This is a genomic window from Citrobacter sp. LJND-P06, assembly GCF_058188415.1.
This window is the reverse complement of sequence record NZ_CP187317.1, coordinates 2,029,899-2,045,149: the sequence shown is the minus strand read 5'-3', so window position 1 is coordinate 2,045,149 and position 15,251 is coordinate 2,029,899. Positions and strand designations below refer to the sequence as shown.

Below are 15,251 nucleotides of genomic sequence, written 5' to 3'. Positions count from 1 at the left end.
AACGATACTAATTATTATTTTATACTTTTATGTTTAACATCTCGATTAAATAGTAAAATAGCTATCGTGCAGATAGATAGTTTATCAGGGTATGACGGTAGCGTATTCACACTGAGCTGGTCGTTCCTGGGATGTAAGAACGAAACGGCGGGTCTGATTCACTGTACCGACTACTGAAACACAATGAAGCCCGGCAAGAGTTAGCTTTACCGGCGCGTTGCAACACACCGTCCTCTCCCATCAGCCCCTGCGCTACGCCGGGCAGTATGCTGACAGCGAAACCGGACTTCACTATAATCTGTTCCGCTACTACGACCCGCAGGTCGGACGGTTTATTGTTCAGGATCCGATTGGGTTGGCAGGGGGGTTAAACGTCTATGCTTATGCGCCGAATCCTCTGTCATGGATAGACCCGCTTGACCTTAAATGTTGGACGGATAAAAATGTCAATGGGCGTAAAGTATATCAGAGGAACGATTTATTTGATCCTCACAGAGTAGATGCTGACGGTCTGACTAATATTCAAAGAATGAGAGCAGGAAATGCTCCTGTTGGCCAGGATGGATTAGAAATAAACCTCCATCACCTTACTCAAGACGAACCCGGACCCATGGTGGAGATTTTAAGTAGTTATCATAGCCAAAATGATCGTGTACTTCATATGTATTCGAATCAGTGGGATAAAACCTGGAAAGGTCCGAATGGAACACGATACACTTACAATAGCGCTCCACCATCAATGAATCGAGGCCCTTTTAATCGATGGAAGAGCAATTACTGGAAAACACGCGCATTGGATTTCCCGGAGAGTTGAACCATGAATGATGAATTATTTCTAAAAATTGAAACACTAATCGCAGATAGTGGTGAGACTTACTATAGCAGTGGTCCAGCATCAGAAGATACAATTCTCGCTTATGAAGCGTCATTAGGTCTTTCCTTTTGTGACTCTTATAAAATGTTCCTCAGAAAATATGGCACTTTGATGTTTAATGGGCTGTCATTTTATGGAATATCGAAACAAGGACTATTTGCTGATTCTGCACCTGATGTTAGATATGTAACTTTAGAGGCAAGAAAACTAGGTGATATTGATGATAAGATGATAAAAATACTATCATCCGGCTATGGCCCTTCATTTTCCCTGGATATGTCTATTGTTGGAACTTCGGGAGAAGCGGTTGTTGTAGAAACGGATTTGTCATTTAAAAGAGAAAGAAATAAAAATATCGTTTCAAATAGCTTCTCTGAATTTTTATTTCAAGAAATATCTGCATCTTTAGAAGAGTAATTTTTCGATATAAAAGCCGGAGAAAAATCAAATCATCCCGGCTAACTTTTACTTATCCGCTGCTGTTTTTGCAAGTATCCAGCAGGACTGTCTACCACTGGCAGAGCCGGCGTGACGATCGGGCGATAACCCTGCGTATCCGGGAGATAGCGGAAACCCGGATACGGTATGGCTGTCCGCGTATTCATATCCAGCTGCGGCGGGAAGGCTGGCTTGTTAACCATAAGAAAACACACCGGATTTACTGCCTGGAAGGCCTCAACCTGCGCAGAAAGCGCCCCCGCAGACATGTCAGTGCCGCACATCGCCAGCAACGTCCGGCCTGACCCATATCGATCAGTGCTGGAGTATGAATTTCGTGTCGGATAATCTGATTAACGGACGGCGTTTCCGGGCGCTGACTGTAGTCGATAATTTTAGTCGGGAGTGTCTGGCGATCCATGCCGGAAAGTCGCTGAAAGGCGAGGATGTGGTCGGTGTGATGGAAGGGTTGCGGGTGCTGGGTAAGCGCCTGCCGGTACGTATTCAGACAGATAACGGCAGCGAGTTTATCTCAAAAAGTCTGGATAAATGGGCGTATGAACACGGAGTGACCATCGACTTCTCGCGCCCCGGAAAGCCGACAGATAACCCGTTTATTGAATCATTTAACGGCAGCCTGCGGGATGAGTGTCTGAACATTCACTGGTTCCTGTCACTGGAAGATGCGCAGTGTAAGTATCCCGCATAATCGAGCCATTCACATTTAGAGATCATCCGGCATAATCAATCTGCCAACGAGGGTGGAATCTTTACCAGTATGCGCCGAATCCGCTGGGGTGGATTGATCCGTGGGGCTAACTTGTGGCTCTATGGTGAAAAAAATCAATGGGCGTAATTCGAGCAATAGTGCAGTTGCAGGAAAAATCTATCCAGCCGGTAAATTACCGGCAGATATAAGAGGAACATATCCTCATGGTGTACCATTTAATCATGCAGGGTTCCCTGATTTTTCACGTTATTCCATTAAAAATACTCACATTGAATTAGGCCCCTCAAGGAATGTAGGTTTTGGCAGGGCTGATCGTGCTGCCGGATATGGTCCCGAAAATCCTCGCCCTGAAGGATATACTTGGCATCACCATCAGGACTCTGGATATATGCAATTAGTTCCTCCTGATATACATGATGCAGTAAGGCATTCAGGTGGGATTTCAACAAGCAAGAGGTAATATATGGTTACTATCATTTATTCAAAGAAACCAGCAACATTAGAAGATATATCTGATTTTGAGAGAGAAACAAACGGTATTTTGCCAAGTGACTATAAAAAATTTCTAATGAAATATAATGGAGGACAACCTCGCCCTGACTCGTTCAGGTTTTTTTCTGACAGAAATGATGCCTCTTCCGTTGATCGTTTCCTTAGTTTAGGCAATGAGAAAAATAGTAACCTCCTGAAGTATTACAACAATTATAAAGATAGAATTCCATTGGGTTTTATTCCTATCGCTCATGATGCAGGAGGCAACCTTGTTATTATGGAGGTGAAAACCAATGAAAATAAAATTTATTTTTGGGATCATGAACTTGGAGCTGATGAAGGAGCCATTCCCGATATGAGTAATGTTTATTTGATCAATCAATCTTTTTCTGATTTTATAGATAATCTTTATGAGGAAATAATCTAAATAAAACCAAGGCCGTTTTATCGGCCAATTTCATCTCTGCTTGAACACCATATCCTCTGGAGGTTCTCTGCAATAAGTTGGCTCTGCCAGTAATACTACTCATGGGAAAATCCGAATCCATTACCCCCATAAGTTATACTGAGTCAACCATGAGTAGATTCCAAAATGTAAAAACGAAGCCGCAGATAAGATTCACTCTACCGCCCGCTAAAACACTACGAAACCCGACAGGAGCACAGCAGTGGGTATTTTCGTTATGAAGATGCGGATAACCTCCCCGCCAATGACTATTTTGGTGAAGCACAGTATCAGACGGCAGGCTTTGCCGGCGCGTTGCAGCACACCGCCCTCTCCCATCAGCAGCTTCGCTACGCCGGGCAATATGCTGACAGCGAAACCGGTCTTCACTATAATCTGTTCCGCTACTACGACCCGCAGGTCGGACGGTTTATTGTTCAGGATCCGATTGGGTTAAACGGCGGGTGGAATCTTTACCAGTATGCGCCGAATCCGCTGGGGTGGATTGATCCTTTAGGGTTAATGCCATGGGCGTGGAACCCAAATGGAATGGGACATCACCTCATCCCACGAAACAAGGCCAATAGCATCGGATTGACTGAGCTTGGTACTATGAGAAACACACCCACATTCTACCCTTCCCCCTATAATTCGGGAATGCATGAAGAATTGCACCGAGCTATTAAAATCGATATAGGGAAAATTCAAGGCCCATGGACAGGAACAGCAGATAGTTTATTTAATGCAACAAGTCGAAATTTAGACTCTGTTTCTCATATAAGAGGTGATTTGAGAATCCCTTCAACAGGTGAAGTTATTGCCCGAGACGTAACACCTAAAGATACTCATGCAAAATTATTAGAATGGTTCAATAATAAACATACAAGTAAAAATTTAGGAGGCAAATGTGATTAAAACAATATCCGTTGATGTTGATTATAATGGCATAATCATTTTTGATTACCCAGGAATCCTGAGGCCTTTTGGTGGCGAAATCGGCAACGGAGAAAATATCCTACAAGAGTTCTCTACTACAGATAAAGGGGATTTTGTCCTGGATGAAGGTATTGCTTTGCCTATCATGGGGATTGATGATGGAGGCTATGTTGTCAGATTGTTTTTGAATGAGTATCCCACCAATGAGAATAGGTGCGTTATCTTTAGTGACAAATATTTTTATCTCAAAGTGACAGGTGAATTATATATTGCTGATATGTCAGTCTTTTGGGAATGGGAAGAGTATACTGGCTGGCAAAATGCTAATATACCTAAAGGGATATATAAAACTTGCCTGGAAGGCGTGCATTTAGAGAAAGATGGTAATATTTTGTATTGCTATGATTTAATTCTAGAAAAAACAAACAGTCTTGGTGTAAGAGAGATTGAACCTCGTTCAGACTCCAGATTGGATTAAACAAAAAGCCGGGTGAAAAACAAACTGTCCCGGCCTTTTTATTTGCATCTGATATTAGGCGTCACAGGGCCATTGCAGCACACCGCCCTCACCCATCAGCCCTGCGCTACGCCGGACAGTATGCTGACAGCGAAACCGGACTTCACTATAATCTGTTCCGCTACTACGACCCGCAGGTCGGACGGTTTATTGTTCAGGATCCGATTGGGTTACTTGGGGGTATTAACCTTTATAGTTATGCTCCTAATCCGTTTTCGTATATTAATCCGCTTGGCCTCACCCTATGTAGCACAGGCACGAAAAATTCATACGAGCAAGCTAGAAATAAAGCACTAAAATGGCTTGAAGAATGTGGATTTGTGGCAGAAAGAGTAAATACAGGCAAATTTGGTTCTACAAATGGACAACCTGTTGGTATATCACTCCTCCTCAAATAGTAGAGAATTGGGAGGATCTTGCTGATGAACTATCTGACTATTTTGAATGGAAGGGTTCTAAAATAAATTGGTCAAAGACAAGTAAACATGAGAGTGAAAAACTGTCAGGGAGTTATTCTGAATGGCTGCCTTTGATAAGGGAATTTATTGGCAGCAAGTCGATTTTCAGTGAAATAAATAGCAGCACTAATATATTTTATATAAATGATTCATCATTGGATTTTGCCGTGCATTTAACGCCGAAGCAGCTTGAAGCTTTTATAGTATTGGCAATAGAGAACATACCGCAACATCATTATTTTTTTGATGAAATGAAAAGATGGTGTCTTGTAATTAGTTCTGAAGGTTATATAGATTTCGGCTTATCTATAAAACAATCCATTTAATATTCTAGTCGTAAAAATAGTCGGAAAGCTCCCCACACTCTTCCCGGCTATTTTATTATTTAACATTCATTCAGCACATTAAACATCCCACCACGCATTTCCTTAACAGCCTGTTTAGCCGGATAAAGTTACTTCCGCGCCTCCTGTACTTCGTTATAATCCGCAAGCAGGATTAGGCTGCTTTCTGCGATTTTTACTGTAACCGGTCCCAATATCAAAATTGAATTTTGCCCCGTCGCCCAAAATCAACCCATCTACACCCGCCAGAAGAAACGAGAGAAAAGGATGAGCACTGGATATATTTCGAGGCGTCCCAGTATCATCGCGATGCACATCAGGTACTTTGCCCCCTCGTTAAGGGTGCCAAATGTTGAAACGGTTTCACCGAACCCCAGTCCCATATTGTTAATACAAGCCGCAACGGTAGCAAATGAGGTTAATAAATCATAACCCATCATATTAAGCAGCCAGATGAAAAAAACGGTAAAGAGAATATAGAGAAAAAAGAAACTCCAGACCGAGCGCATCACACGGTCAGTGACCACACTTCCGCCAATTTTAATACTTATCAACGCCCTTGGATGGGCCAGTTGATGTAATTCATGTCGGCTTTGCTTGAAGAGAATAAGAAATCTAAGCGCCTTAATACCACCGCATGTCGACCCTACACAGCCACCAAAAAAGCTCACTAACAGCAAAAAGATGATGGTATGCGTCGGCCAGTCAGCATAATCCAAAGGGGCCAGACCATTATCCGTCATCATCGAACTTGCCAGGAAAAACGAATGCACAAGGCTTTCAGGGATGTTGTACATTCCGGCATGCCAGACCTGCCACGCCGTAATCAAAATGACAATGAGCGCGGTTAACAGAAAGAAATGCAATTCTGCGTTGCGAAGCAGAGGTTTGAGAGTGCGCCTGAGAATGACCACGTACCACAGCGTAAAGTTGAACGCTGATAACAGAGAGAACAACCCGGCAACAAATTCAATGGCGTTACTGTTATAGAACCCGATGCTCTCCGTATGCGTTGAGAATCCCCCCAACGACACCGTCGATAATCCGTGACAAATGGCATCAAAAACCGGCATTCCTGCAATGACGTACGCGAGACTACATATGACCCCCAGCAGCAGATAAGTTAGCCAAAGCGTGCGAGAGGTATCAGCAAGCCGCGGTGTCAGTTTCTCTTCTTTAAATGGGCCGGGCATTTCTGATTGATACAGTTTTGAACCACCAATCCCCAACAACGGCAGTACGGCGACGGCCAGTACGATAACCCCTAACCCACCAATGAAATTAAGTTGCGCGCGATAGTAAAGGTAGGATCGGGGTAACGCATTAACATCACCGATCACGGTTGCACCGGTGGTTGTAATGCCAGAAACGCCTTCGAATAACGCATCTGCAAAAGTTAAATGAAGTACGTCATCCAGCCATAAGGGAAACGCGCTGATCGTTGAAAACAAAAGCCAAAATAACACGATGATGAGAAATCCATCGCGCGTCCGCAGTTGAATACCTGTTCGTTTTGTTGCCATCCACGCACCACCACCGAGGATGAAAAATGCGATGAACGTTTCCAGAAAAACAAAAAAGCTTCTTTCTTTGTTAACTAATGCGATGACCATTGGCGGCAGCATAGAAAAACTGTAAAGCCATACCAAAAAACCACACATATGAGTAACAACTCGAAGCTGAGATGTATTCAGGGAATAGTAGGTTTTCAAACAACACCCCGGACTTAAAGCGAAAATTCGTCATTTTTATCGCGTTAGTATATCTCTTCTCGCGATGAATCACCTGCCTGTGGCAACCCCACACATTCTTTGTGCCTACTTTGCAACCAGTTCCCTTTCACGGCGTAGCTGATTAATCTGCCACATTGATTGCGCGGCAGTCGGCAAATGTCATTGTCAAAGTATGATCGATTTTGCGTCAATACCGCGCATAAATGCGGTAAAGGAAATGCTTGTGTCAACAGGTTAAGCCTGCCGATACTGGGATAGTGGTGAGATAGCGTATAAGCAGGATTTGATATAAGTCCCAGCGGTTGCCGGGACTTTAAGGAGGAGCGTGACGTCTTGCAGGACTAGCCCATGCTCATTGCGGGTTTGCCCCTGTTAGCAGAGGGATTCACCGCAAAAGGCTAAAAGGTGAATTAGTTGGTTGCTTTGCCAATCATAGCGCCGGCACCGGCACCCACAGCGGCGCCCTGAACCATACTACGACCCGTCATTGCAGCAGCCCCGGCGCCAACAGCAGCACCGACAGCACCGCCTTTACGCGCAGACTTCCCTTCTTTACCGTGTTCAGTCATGGCGCCAACACCCCCGCCAACGACAGCACCTTTAACGGTAGACTTAACGCTTTTACCGGTCAAAGCACCCACCGCAGCACCTGCGACGGCACCGCCTGACGTTTTATCCATTGCCTGGGCTGAAAATACAGGAACCATTGATAGAGCACAAACAACCAGTAATGTGCTTTTAGCAAAATTTTTCATGTGTCCATCTCGTTTTTTAGAGTAATTAATCTTCCTGTTGAATTTTACTCCCGCAAAGACAAACCTCAAGCTAAAAGCGTTAACAACCACAACAGTGCCGCCACTATCAGAATATTCACTAGCAATCGCTGGCATTTTCGTAGGTGTTTCTGAGGCTACTCGTTACCCCATTGGTTCAAAAACGTGGCTATATCATCAATACGCTGTCCGTCGATACCCGCTTCAGTAGCCATCTCTTTCTGCGCCTCCTCACTGATTTCTTCATTATTCATCAAACGTGTGATCAGCAACTGGAAGTAGCGAGCCAGGGCGTCCCGTTCTGAGTCGCTCACCGGCTTTGCACTTTCCGTCGAGTACTCATCCACGATGTCATAATACTTGAGCGGTATTTCATTGTTCATAAATTGATCCCGGGGTTAACGTTTATGTCTGCGTTGTCTGACTTAGATAATGTCATTCTGTTGGGCTGCACTCACGGCAGGCTTCAACATCATCCAATAATATCAACCCCGCAATAATCTGTGTTTTAGACGCCATTATCTACTTATTTTCATAATCAGTTTTGGCAACACATTGATAAACATTCAAATGCTAATAACAAAAAACGGGAGCCAACCGGCTCCCGTTCTCACACAACCCAGAAACTGGATTACATGTTTTCGATGATCGCGTCACCAAACTCTGAACATTTCAGCAGTTTAGCGCCGTCCATCAGACGCTCGAAGTCATAGGTTACGGTCTTCGCGGCGATCGCGCCTTCCATACCTTTAACAATTAAATCAGCAGCTTCGAACCACTGCATGTGGCGCAGCATCATTTCGGCAGACAGAATAATTGAACCTGGGTTCACTTTATCCTGACCCGCATATTTCGGTGCTGTACCGTGGGTGGCTTCAAACAGTGCACACTCGTCACCGATGTTTGCACCCGGCGCGATACCAATACCGCCCACCTGAGCTGCCAGCGCATCGGAGATGTAGTCACCGTTCAGGTTCATACACGCGATAACGTCGTACTCAGCCGGACGCAGCAGGATCTGCTGCAGGAACGCATCGGCGATCACGTCTTTAACCACGATCTCTTTGCCGGTGTTCGGGTTCTTGATTTTAACCCACGGGCCGCCATCAATCAGTTCGCCACCGAATTCTTCACGCGCTAACTGGTAACCCCAGTCTTTGAACGCGCCTTCGGTGAACTTCATGATGTTGCCTTTGTGCACCAGGGTCACAGAATCGCGATCGTTAGTGATTGCGTATTCAATCGCCGCACGCACCAGACGTTTCGTTCCATCCTCGGAGCACGGTTTGATACCAATACCGCAATGTTCCGGGAAGCGAATTTTCTTCACGCCCATCTCTTCACGCAGGAATTTAATCACTTTCTCAGCATCAGCAGAGTCGGCTTTCCATTCGATACCCGCGTAGATGTCTTCAGAGTTTTCACGGAAGATGACCATGTCGGTCAGTTCAGGATGTTTAACCGGGCTTGGGGTGCCCTGATAATAACGCACCGGGCGCAGACAAACGTACAGGTCAAGTTCCTGACGCAGTGCAACGTTCAGAGAGCGAATACCGCCACCGACTGGGGTCGTCAGGGGACCTTTAATGGCGACGCGGTAATCACGAATCAGATCCAGAGTTTCCGTCGGCAGCCAGACGTCCTGACCGTAAACCTGGGTGGATTTCTCACCGGTGTAGATTTCCATCCAGGAGATTTTACGCTCGCCTTTATAGGCTTTCTCGACTGCAGCATTCACAACTTTGATCATCGGAGGGGTTACATCAACACCGATGCCGTCGCCTTCAATGAATGGGATAATCGGATTGTGCGGCACGTTCAGTTTGCCGTTTTGCAGGGTGATCTTTTTGCCTTCAGCCGGAACAACTACTTTACTTTCCATTCACCTCTCCTTCGAGCGCTTCTGGTTTGCTCGTCTGTCATCACGCTGCATGTGCAATTGCGTCCTGCTACACGGATGCGTTAGAGCAATTTTTTGTTAATGTTTTGTAATGAGCGTGTCAATACTACCCTATTGTTTGTCGCCATGAAAGACACTCGTTATTAGGCTATAATGCGTCAATTGATTAGGCCTGAAAATACCATGCAAAAAACATCTTTTAGAAATCACCGACTTGAGCGATTCAGCTCCCGACAATCCACCAGACAGCGCAAAGAAAACCAGCCAAAACGCGTGGTTTTGTTCAATAAACCTTACGATGTTTTGCCGCAATTTACCGATGAAGCGGGCCGCAGCACGTTAAAAGATTTTATTCCCGTGCAGGGTGTCTATGCCGCTGGCCGTCTCGACAGGGACAGCGAAGGACTTTTAGTGCTCACTAACGACGGCGCATTGCAGGCACGACTCACGCAGCCAGGCAAACGCACCGGCAAAATTTATTATGTGCAGGTTGAGGGGGAACCCGGCATTGAAGCGCTGAATGCCCTGCGTAACGGCATCACGCTCAATGATGGCCCCACCCTACCCGCAGGGGTGGATATTGTGGCTGAGCCGCAATGGCTGTGGCCAAGAAACCCGCCGATTCGCGAACGCAAAAATATTCCTACCACGTGGCTTAAAATCACGTTATATGAAGGGCGCAATCGCCAGGTTCGCAGAATGACTGCCCATGTCGGGCATCCGACGCTGAGGCTTATCCGCTACGCTATGGGTGACTATACGCTTGACGGACTGGCGAACGGCGAGTGGCGGGAACATCCGTCGTCACACAGTGTCTGACGAAGCACATTAACCGACATCATCATGGAAGAAGAATTATGGATACCCGTGTTATCGCCGCGTTAGTGTTTTCCGCTGTATCGCCATTTTGCGTTGCAAAGCAGGACTGCGAAACCATCGCGGGCGACAGCGCAGGCGCGGCGGACTATGTTTATGAAACCGCCGAGGTGAAAACAAACGCTCGCCTGCATTTCTATTCTGCGCCAGATGCGCAATGCCGACTGCCCGCCCATTTGATCAACGGCGACACGGTGGAAGTCCTGAGAAGCCAGCAAATAAAGCAATCGGAAGATGCCCCCATTCAGACGTTTCGCTACGTCCGTTATCGTGATGCTAAAGGCTTGTTTGCAACCGGATGGGTCACCGCTGAAGGTCTGGTTCCCGTGGCGAATCCCTTGCCTGTCACTGAAACTTGTCAACAGTGGGCGAATACCGCCATGCCCGGGCGAGTCCGGCACGCACCGGCCACGAATAACCATTACCAGGTTCAGGGGAGCGGGCGCGCCGCTTTTTATACGATGCCGAATGAACAGTGTCGCAGTGCCTCCCTCTTTCTGATCACCGGCGACCTTGTTTCCGCACAAGAACAATCAGAAGATGATTTTCTTGACGTGACGTATTACACCGCCGATCGCCATGTCGTTCGCGGCTGGTTAAAGAAATCACAGTTGCAGCCTGTCAACAGCGGTGATCGTTATCGCGATGATATCAATCCGTTATCGACGGATAAGGCGACACGCATTGCCACGCTCAATTTGCGTCACGACTATCAATGTGTTTTTTATGAGAGCTGGAACGCGAAAAAAGCCATTGAGATTATCGTGCGCGAAGACCATCAGGCGGCGTTGTGCCGAGGGGGCGCCGATCCCGCAACCTCTCCGCCAACGGCCTATATCAGTATCGATAAGGCCAGCGGCGAGATTAGCTGGCCGGATGTCGCTGAAGGATTTAAAGAAGAATAAGGGGTAACCGATGTTTAAACCGCACGTCACCGTCGCCTGCATTGTACATGCAGAAGGAAAATTTTTAGTCGTTGAAGAAACCATCAACGGCAAAGCGCTGTGGAACCAGCCCGCCGGGCATCTGGAAGCCGATGAGACATTAGCCGAGGCCGTCGCGCGTGAACTGTGGGAAGAGACTGGCATCAGTGCGCAACCTCAGCACTTTATTCGGATGCACCAGTGGATTGCTCCCGATAAAACGCCGTTCTTACGTTTTCTGTTTTGCATTGAGCTTGCCAATATGTGCGATACCGAACCCCATGACAGCGATATAGATTGCTGCCGCTGGGTGAGCGCAGAAGAGATACTCAATGCGCCAAACCTGCGTTCTCCGCTGGTTGCCGAGAGTGTGCGCTGTTACCAGAGCGGGCAACGCTATCCACTGGCGATGATCGGTGAATTTAACTGGCCGTTTACAGAGGGTGTCAAGTAAATGGCTGCGTGATAGAATATGCCGCCTTGAAGTTCAATGTCGTGAGTATTCCAATGTCTGAAAGCCCAAAAAAAGTGATCGTCGGCATGTCCGGCGGTGTCGATTCCTCCGTTTCTGCCTGGCTGTTGCTGCAACAGGGTTATCAGGTAGAAGGCCTGTTCATGAAGAACTGGGAAGAGGACGACGGTGAGGAATATTGCACAGCAGCCGCCGACCTTGCGGATGCTCAGGCTGTCTGCGACAAGCTCGGCATTGAACTGCATACCGTAAACTTTGCCGCAGAATATTGGGACAACGTTTTCGAACTCTTCCTCGAAGAGTACAAAGCCGGTCGTACGCCAAACCCGGATATTCTGTGCAATAAAGAAATCAAATTTAAAGCCTTCCTCGAATTTGCCGCTGAAGATTTAGGTGCCGATTACATCGCCACCGGTCACTACGTGCGTCGAGCCGATGTAGACGGTAAAAGCCGTCTGCTGCGTGGCCTTGATGGCAATAAAGACCAGAGCTATTTCCTCTATACGCTCGGCCATGAGCAGATCGCGCAAAGTCTGTTCCCGGTGGGTGAACTTGAGAAACCGCAGGTACGCAAAATTGCCGAGGATCTCGGGCTCATCACCGCGAAGAAAAAAGATTCCACCGGTATTTGCTTTATCGGTGAACGTAAATTCCGTGAATTCTTAGGCCGTTACCTTCCGGCACAACCCGGCAAAATCGTCACTGTTGACGGCGATGAGATCGGCCAGCATCAGGGGTTGATGTACCACACCCTTGGTCAGCGCAAAGGTCTGGGGATTGGCGGAACCAAAGAAGGTTCTGAAGATCCGTGGTATGTCGTAGACAAAGATGTTGAGAACAACATTCTGGTTGTTGCCCAGGGTCATGAACACCCGCGTCTGATGTCTGTTGGGCTTATCGCGCAACAATTGCACTGGGTTGATCGCGAACCGTTCAGCAGAACCCTGCGCTGCACGGTGAAAACCCGTTACCGTCAAACCGACATCCCTTGCACGGTTAACGCCCTGGACGACGATCGCATTGAAGTGGTCTTCGATGAGCCGGTCGCAGCCGTTACGCCGGGTCAGTCAGCGGTCTTTTACATGGGTGAAGTGTGTCTCGGCGGCGGCATTATCGAGCAGCGCCTGCCCCTGCCGGTATAATTATTCTCTTAGACTGATACAAGGAAGCAGTGATCGTGGCAAAGAATTTTTATGACATCACCCTCGCGCTGGCCGGTATTTGCCAGTCGGCACGCCTGGTGCAAGAACTGGCGCACCAGGGACACTGTGATGCCGATGCGCTACACGTTTCACTGAACAGCGTCATCGATATGAACCCCAGCTCAACGCTGGGCGTGTTCGGTGGCAGCGAGGCCAATCTGCGCCTCGGACTGGAGACTTTGCTCGGCGTGCTCAACGCCAGCAGCCGTCAGGGCTTAAACGCAGAGCTCACCCGCTACACCCTGAGCCTGATGGTGCTGGAGCGCAAACTGTCGGCAGCAAAAGGGGCGATGGACACGCTGGGCGATCGAATCAACGGTTTACAGCGTCAGCTCGACCATTTTGATTTGCAGTCGGAAACGCTGATGAGCGCCATGGCGGGCATCTATGTTGACGTCATTAGCCCACTGGGGCCGCGCATTCAGGTGACCGGTTCTCCTGCTGTTCTGCAAAGTCCTCAGGTTCAGGCAAAAGTTCGCGCCTCTCTCCTTGCCGGTATCCGTGCGGCCGTGCTCTGGCATCAGGTTGGCGGAGGCCGTCTGCAATTAATGTTTTATCGCAATCGTCTGACCACTCAGGCCAAACAAATTCTTGCTCATTTAACCCCGGAGTTATGATTTATGGAATTATCCTCACTGACCGCCGTTTCCCCTGTCGATGGACGCTACGGCGATAAAGTCAGCGCGCTGCGCGGGATTTTCAGCGAATACGGTTTGCTGAAATTCCGTGTACAAGTTGAAGTACGCTGGCTGCAAAAACTGGCCGCGCACGCAGCGATCAAGGAAGTTCCTGCTTTTGCTGCCGACGCAAACGGTTTCCTTGATACTATCGTGGCAAACTTCAATGAAGAAGATGCTTCACGTATCAAAACCATTGAGCGCACGACAAACCACGACGTGAAGGCAGTAGAGTATTTCCTGAAAGAAAAAGTGGCCGGAAACCCGGAACTGCATGCGGTTTCCGAATTCATCCACTTCGCCTGCACCTCCGAAGACATCAACAACCTGTCTCACGCATTGATGCTGAAAACCGCCCGTGATGAAGTGATCCTTCCGTACTGGCGTCAACTGATTGATGGTATTAAAGATCTGGCCGTACAGTATCGCGATATTCCGCTGCTGTCGCGCACCCACGGTCAACCTGCCACGCCATCGACCATCGGTAAAGAGATGGCTAACGTGGCGTACCGTATGGAGCGCCAGTTCCGCCAGTTAAATCAGGTAGAGATTCTCGGTAAAATCAACGGCGCGGTCGGCAACTATAACGCCCACATCGCCGCGTACCCGGAAGTTGACTGGCACCAGTTTAGCGAAGAGTTTGTCACGTCGCTGGGGATCCAGTGGAACCCGTACACCACGCAGATCGAGCCGCATGATTACATCGCCGAACTGTTTGATTGCGTTGCCCGCTTTAACACCATTCTGATCGACTTTGACCGTGATGTCTGGGGTTACATTGCCCTCAATCACTTCAAACAGAAAACCATCGCCGGTGAAATTGGTTCCTCAACCATGCCGCACAAGGTTAACCCGATTGACTTTGAAAACTCCGAAGGCAACCTGGGCCTGTCTAACGCGGTACTGCAACATCTGGCGAGCAAACTGCCGGTATCCCGCTGGCAGCGTGACCTGACGGACTCTACCGTACTGCGTAACCTGGGTGTCGGTATTGGCTATGCGCTGATTGCCTACCAGTCCACCCTGAAAGGCGTGAGCAAACTGGAAGTGAACCGCGATCGTCTGCTGGCCGAACTGGACAACAACTGGGAAGTACTGGCGGAACCTGTCCAGACCGTTATGCGTCGTTACGGCATTGAAAAACCGTATGAGAAACTGAAAGAGCTGACCCGCGGTAAACGCGTCGATGCCGAAGGCATGAAGCAGTTTATCGACGGTCTGGCGCTGCCGGAAGAAGAGAAAGTTCGCCTGAAAGCCATGACCCCGGCTAACTATATTGGTCGCGCCATCACCATGGTTGACGAGCTGAAGTAACGACATTGCCCGGTGGCGCTAACGCTTGCCGGGCTTGCTATCGAGTAGGCCGGATAAAGCGTTCGCGCCGCCATCCGGCATGTCCCTCCCCTCCGGTTTAGTCAATGTTTATCCCCACAACACCATAATCGCGTTAAACTATTCCTA

At 48.0% G+C, this 15,251-nt stretch carries 16 protein-coding genes and 5 pseudogenes; 16 read left to right on the top strand and 5 right to left on the bottom strand.

Translation table 11 applies throughout. From position 1 onward, the window contains the following. Positions 1-232: 232 nt before the first annotated feature. The 10 genes and pseudogenes from ACO7SM_RS09845 to ACO7SM_RS09800 all read left to right on the top strand — a co-directional run. Positions 233-424, top strand: a pseudogene (locus ACO7SM_RS09845) (RHS repeat-associated core domain-containing protein); the annotation flags it as partial. Positions 425-529: 105 nt separating this feature from the next. Further along, positions 530-814 carry an HNH/ENDO VII family nuclease gene (locus ACO7SM_RS09840; protein ID WP_490470916.1) on the top strand — a complete coding sequence of 95 codons (285 nt, stop codon included), beginning with the start codon at positions 530-532 and terminating at the stop codon, positions 812-814. Between the two features lie 3 nt (positions 815-817). Then, entirely contained in the window at positions 818-1,291 is a 474-nt protein-coding gene (locus ACO7SM_RS09835) for an SMI1/KNR4 family protein (RefSeq protein ID WP_490470654.1), read from the top strand. A gap of 68 nt (positions 1,292-1,359) precedes the next feature. Further along, positions 1,360-2,009: pseudogene (locus ACO7SM_RS09830) on the top strand (IS3 family transposase); the annotation flags it as partial. A gap of 133 nt (positions 2,010-2,142) precedes the next feature. Next, positions 2,143-2,502, top strand: a complete 360-nt coding sequence (locus ACO7SM_RS09825; RefSeq protein WP_490470653.1) for an HNH endonuclease — start codon at positions 2,143-2,145, stop codon at positions 2,500-2,502. 3 nt (positions 2,503-2,505) lie between these two features. Beyond that, positions 2,506-2,961 carry an SMI1/KNR4 family protein gene (locus ACO7SM_RS09820; protein ID WP_490470652.1) on the top strand — a complete coding sequence of 152 codons (456 nt, stop codon included), beginning with the start codon at positions 2,506-2,508 and terminating at the stop codon, positions 2,959-2,961. Positions 2,962-3,252: 291 nt separating this feature from the next. Then, positions 3,253-3,894: pseudogene (locus tag ACO7SM_RS09815) on the top strand (RHS repeat-associated core domain-containing protein); the annotation flags it as partial. Then, positions 3,887-4,393 (top strand): hypothetical protein, encoded by a 507-nt coding sequence (locus ACO7SM_RS09810; RefSeq protein ID WP_490470651.1) that lies wholly within the window; start codon positions 3,887-3,889, stop codon positions 4,391-4,393. The pseudogene ACO7SM_RS09815 and the gene ACO7SM_RS09810, both read left to right, overlap by 8 nt. Positions 4,394-4,467: 74 nt before the next feature. After that, positions 4,468-4,731: pseudogene (locus ACO7SM_RS09805) on the top strand (RHS repeat-associated core domain-containing protein); the annotation flags it as partial. Between the two features lie 11 nt (positions 4,732-4,742). Further along, complete coding sequence (locus tag ACO7SM_RS09800) at positions 4,743-5,216, top strand: type IV secretion protein Rhs (protein WP_490470650.1); 474 nt, start codon at positions 4,743-4,745, stop codon at positions 5,214-5,216. Between the two features lie 59 nt (positions 5,217-5,275). Here the strand turns inward: ACO7SM_RS09800 and ACO7SM_RS09795 are convergent. The 5 genes and pseudogenes from ACO7SM_RS09795 to icd all read right to left on the bottom strand — a co-directional run. Next, positions 5,276-5,435: pseudogene (locus ACO7SM_RS09795) on the bottom strand (SymE family type I addiction module toxin); the annotation flags it as partial. A 35-nt stretch (positions 5,436-5,470) separates the two neighbouring features. After that, entirely contained in the window at positions 5,471-6,928 is a 1,458-nt protein-coding gene (locus ACO7SM_RS09790; protein WP_490470915.1) for a TrkH family potassium uptake protein, read from the bottom strand. A gap of 449 nt (positions 6,929-7,377) precedes the next feature. Then, positions 7,378-7,674 (bottom strand): glycine zipper family protein, encoded by a 297-nt coding sequence (locus tag ACO7SM_RS09785; RefSeq protein WP_490470914.1) that lies wholly within the window; start codon positions 7,672-7,674, stop codon positions 7,378-7,380. Between the two features lie 203 nt (positions 7,675-7,877). After that, the gene (locus ACO7SM_RS09780) at positions 7,878-8,123 is read right to left on the bottom strand and encodes a YmjA family protein (protein WP_490470649.1); all 246 of its coding nucleotides are present in this window, start codon (positions 8,121-8,123) and stop codon (positions 7,878-7,880) included. 248 nt (positions 8,124-8,371) lie between these two features. Further along, positions 8,372-9,622 (bottom strand): NADP-dependent isocitrate dehydrogenase, encoded by a 1,251-nt coding sequence (icd, locus tag ACO7SM_RS09775; protein ID WP_490470648.1) that lies wholly within the window; start codon positions 9,620-9,622, stop codon positions 8,372-8,374. Positions 9,623-9,793: 171 nt separating this feature from the next. Here icd and rluE point away from each other — a divergent pair, with 171 nt between their 5' ends. Genes rluE through purB form a run of 6 tightly spaced genes read left to right on the top strand, consistent with a single transcriptional unit; the run spans position 9,794 to position 15,104 of the window. Then, positions 9,794-10,459, top strand: a complete 666-nt coding sequence (gene rluE / locus ACO7SM_RS09770; RefSeq protein WP_490470647.1) for a 23S rRNA pseudouridine(2457) synthase RluE — start codon at positions 9,794-9,796, stop codon at positions 10,457-10,459. 38 nt (positions 10,460-10,497) lie between these two features. Next, positions 10,498-11,421, top strand: a complete 924-nt coding sequence (locus ACO7SM_RS09765; protein ID WP_490470646.1) for a hypothetical protein — start codon at positions 10,498-10,500, stop codon at positions 11,419-11,421. Positions 11,422-11,431: 10 nt separating this feature from the next. Continuing rightward, on the top strand, positions 11,432-11,893 hold the full coding sequence (locus ACO7SM_RS09760; RefSeq protein WP_490470645.1) for an NUDIX hydrolase: 462 nt from the start codon (positions 11,432-11,434) through the stop codon (positions 11,891-11,893). Between the two features lie 53 nt (positions 11,894-11,946). Continuing rightward, positions 11,947-13,053, top strand: a complete 1,107-nt coding sequence (gene mnmA, locus ACO7SM_RS09755; RefSeq protein ID WP_490470644.1) for a tRNA 2-thiouridine(34) synthase MnmA — start codon at positions 11,947-11,949, stop codon at positions 13,051-13,053. Between the two features lie 35 nt (positions 13,054-13,088). Next, positions 13,089-13,730, top strand: coding sequence for a high frequency lysogenization protein HflD (hflD, locus tag ACO7SM_RS09750; protein ID WP_490470643.1), 642 nt, complete (start codon positions 13,089-13,091; stop codon positions 13,728-13,730). 3 nt (positions 13,731-13,733) lie between these two features. Next, positions 13,734-15,104 (top strand): adenylosuccinate lyase, encoded by a 1,371-nt coding sequence (purB, locus tag ACO7SM_RS09745; RefSeq protein WP_490470642.1) that lies wholly within the window; start codon positions 13,734-13,736, stop codon positions 15,102-15,104. Positions 15,105-15,251: the final 147 nt, after the last annotated feature.

Excerpts from the sequence above, each read along its gene's own strand:
- ACO7SM_RS09785 (WP_490470914.1), bottom strand. The coding sequence starts at position 7,674 with ATGGTTCCTGTATTTTCAGCCCAGGCAATGGATAAAACGTCAGGCGGT.
- mnmA (WP_490470644.1), top strand. The coding sequence starts at position 11,947 with ATGTCTGAAAGCCCAAAAAAAGTGATCGTCGGCATGTCCGGCGGTGTC.
- ACO7SM_RS09800 (WP_490470650.1), top strand. The coding sequence starts at position 4,743 with ATGTGGATTTGTGGCAGAAAGAGTAAATACAGGCAAATTTGGTTCTAC.
- icd (WP_490470648.1), bottom strand. The coding sequence starts at position 9,622 with ATGGAAAGTAAAGTAGTTGTTCCGGCTGAAGGCAAAAAGATCACCCTG.
- ACO7SM_RS09835 (WP_490470654.1), top strand. The coding sequence starts at position 818 with ATGAATGATGAATTATTTCTAAAAATTGAAACACTAATCGCAGATAGT.
- purB (WP_490470642.1), top strand. The coding sequence starts at position 13,734 with ATGGAATTATCCTCACTGACCGCCGTTTCCCCTGTCGATGGACGCTAC.
- rluE (WP_490470647.1), top strand. The coding sequence starts at position 9,794 with ATGCGTCAATTGATTAGGCCTGAAAATACCATGCAAAAAACATCTTTT.
- ACO7SM_RS09820 (WP_490470652.1), top strand. The coding sequence starts at position 2,506 with ATGGTTACTATCATTTATTCAAAGAAACCAGCAACATTAGAAGATATA.
- ACO7SM_RS09780 (WP_490470649.1), bottom strand. The coding sequence starts at position 8,123 with ATGAACAATGAAATACCGCTCAAGTATTATGACATCGTGGATGAGTAC.
- ACO7SM_RS09840 (WP_490470916.1), top strand. The coding sequence starts at position 530 with ATGAGAGCAGGAAATGCTCCTGTTGGCCAGGATGGATTAGAAATAAAC.
- ACO7SM_RS09760 (WP_490470645.1), top strand. The coding sequence starts at position 11,432 with ATGTTTAAACCGCACGTCACCGTCGCCTGCATTGTACATGCAGAAGGA.
- ACO7SM_RS09765 (WP_490470646.1), top strand. The coding sequence starts at position 10,498 with ATGGATACCCGTGTTATCGCCGCGTTAGTGTTTTCCGCTGTATCGCCA.
- ACO7SM_RS09825 (WP_490470653.1), top strand. The coding sequence starts at position 2,143 with ATGGTGAAAAAAATCAATGGGCGTAATTCGAGCAATAGTGCAGTTGCA.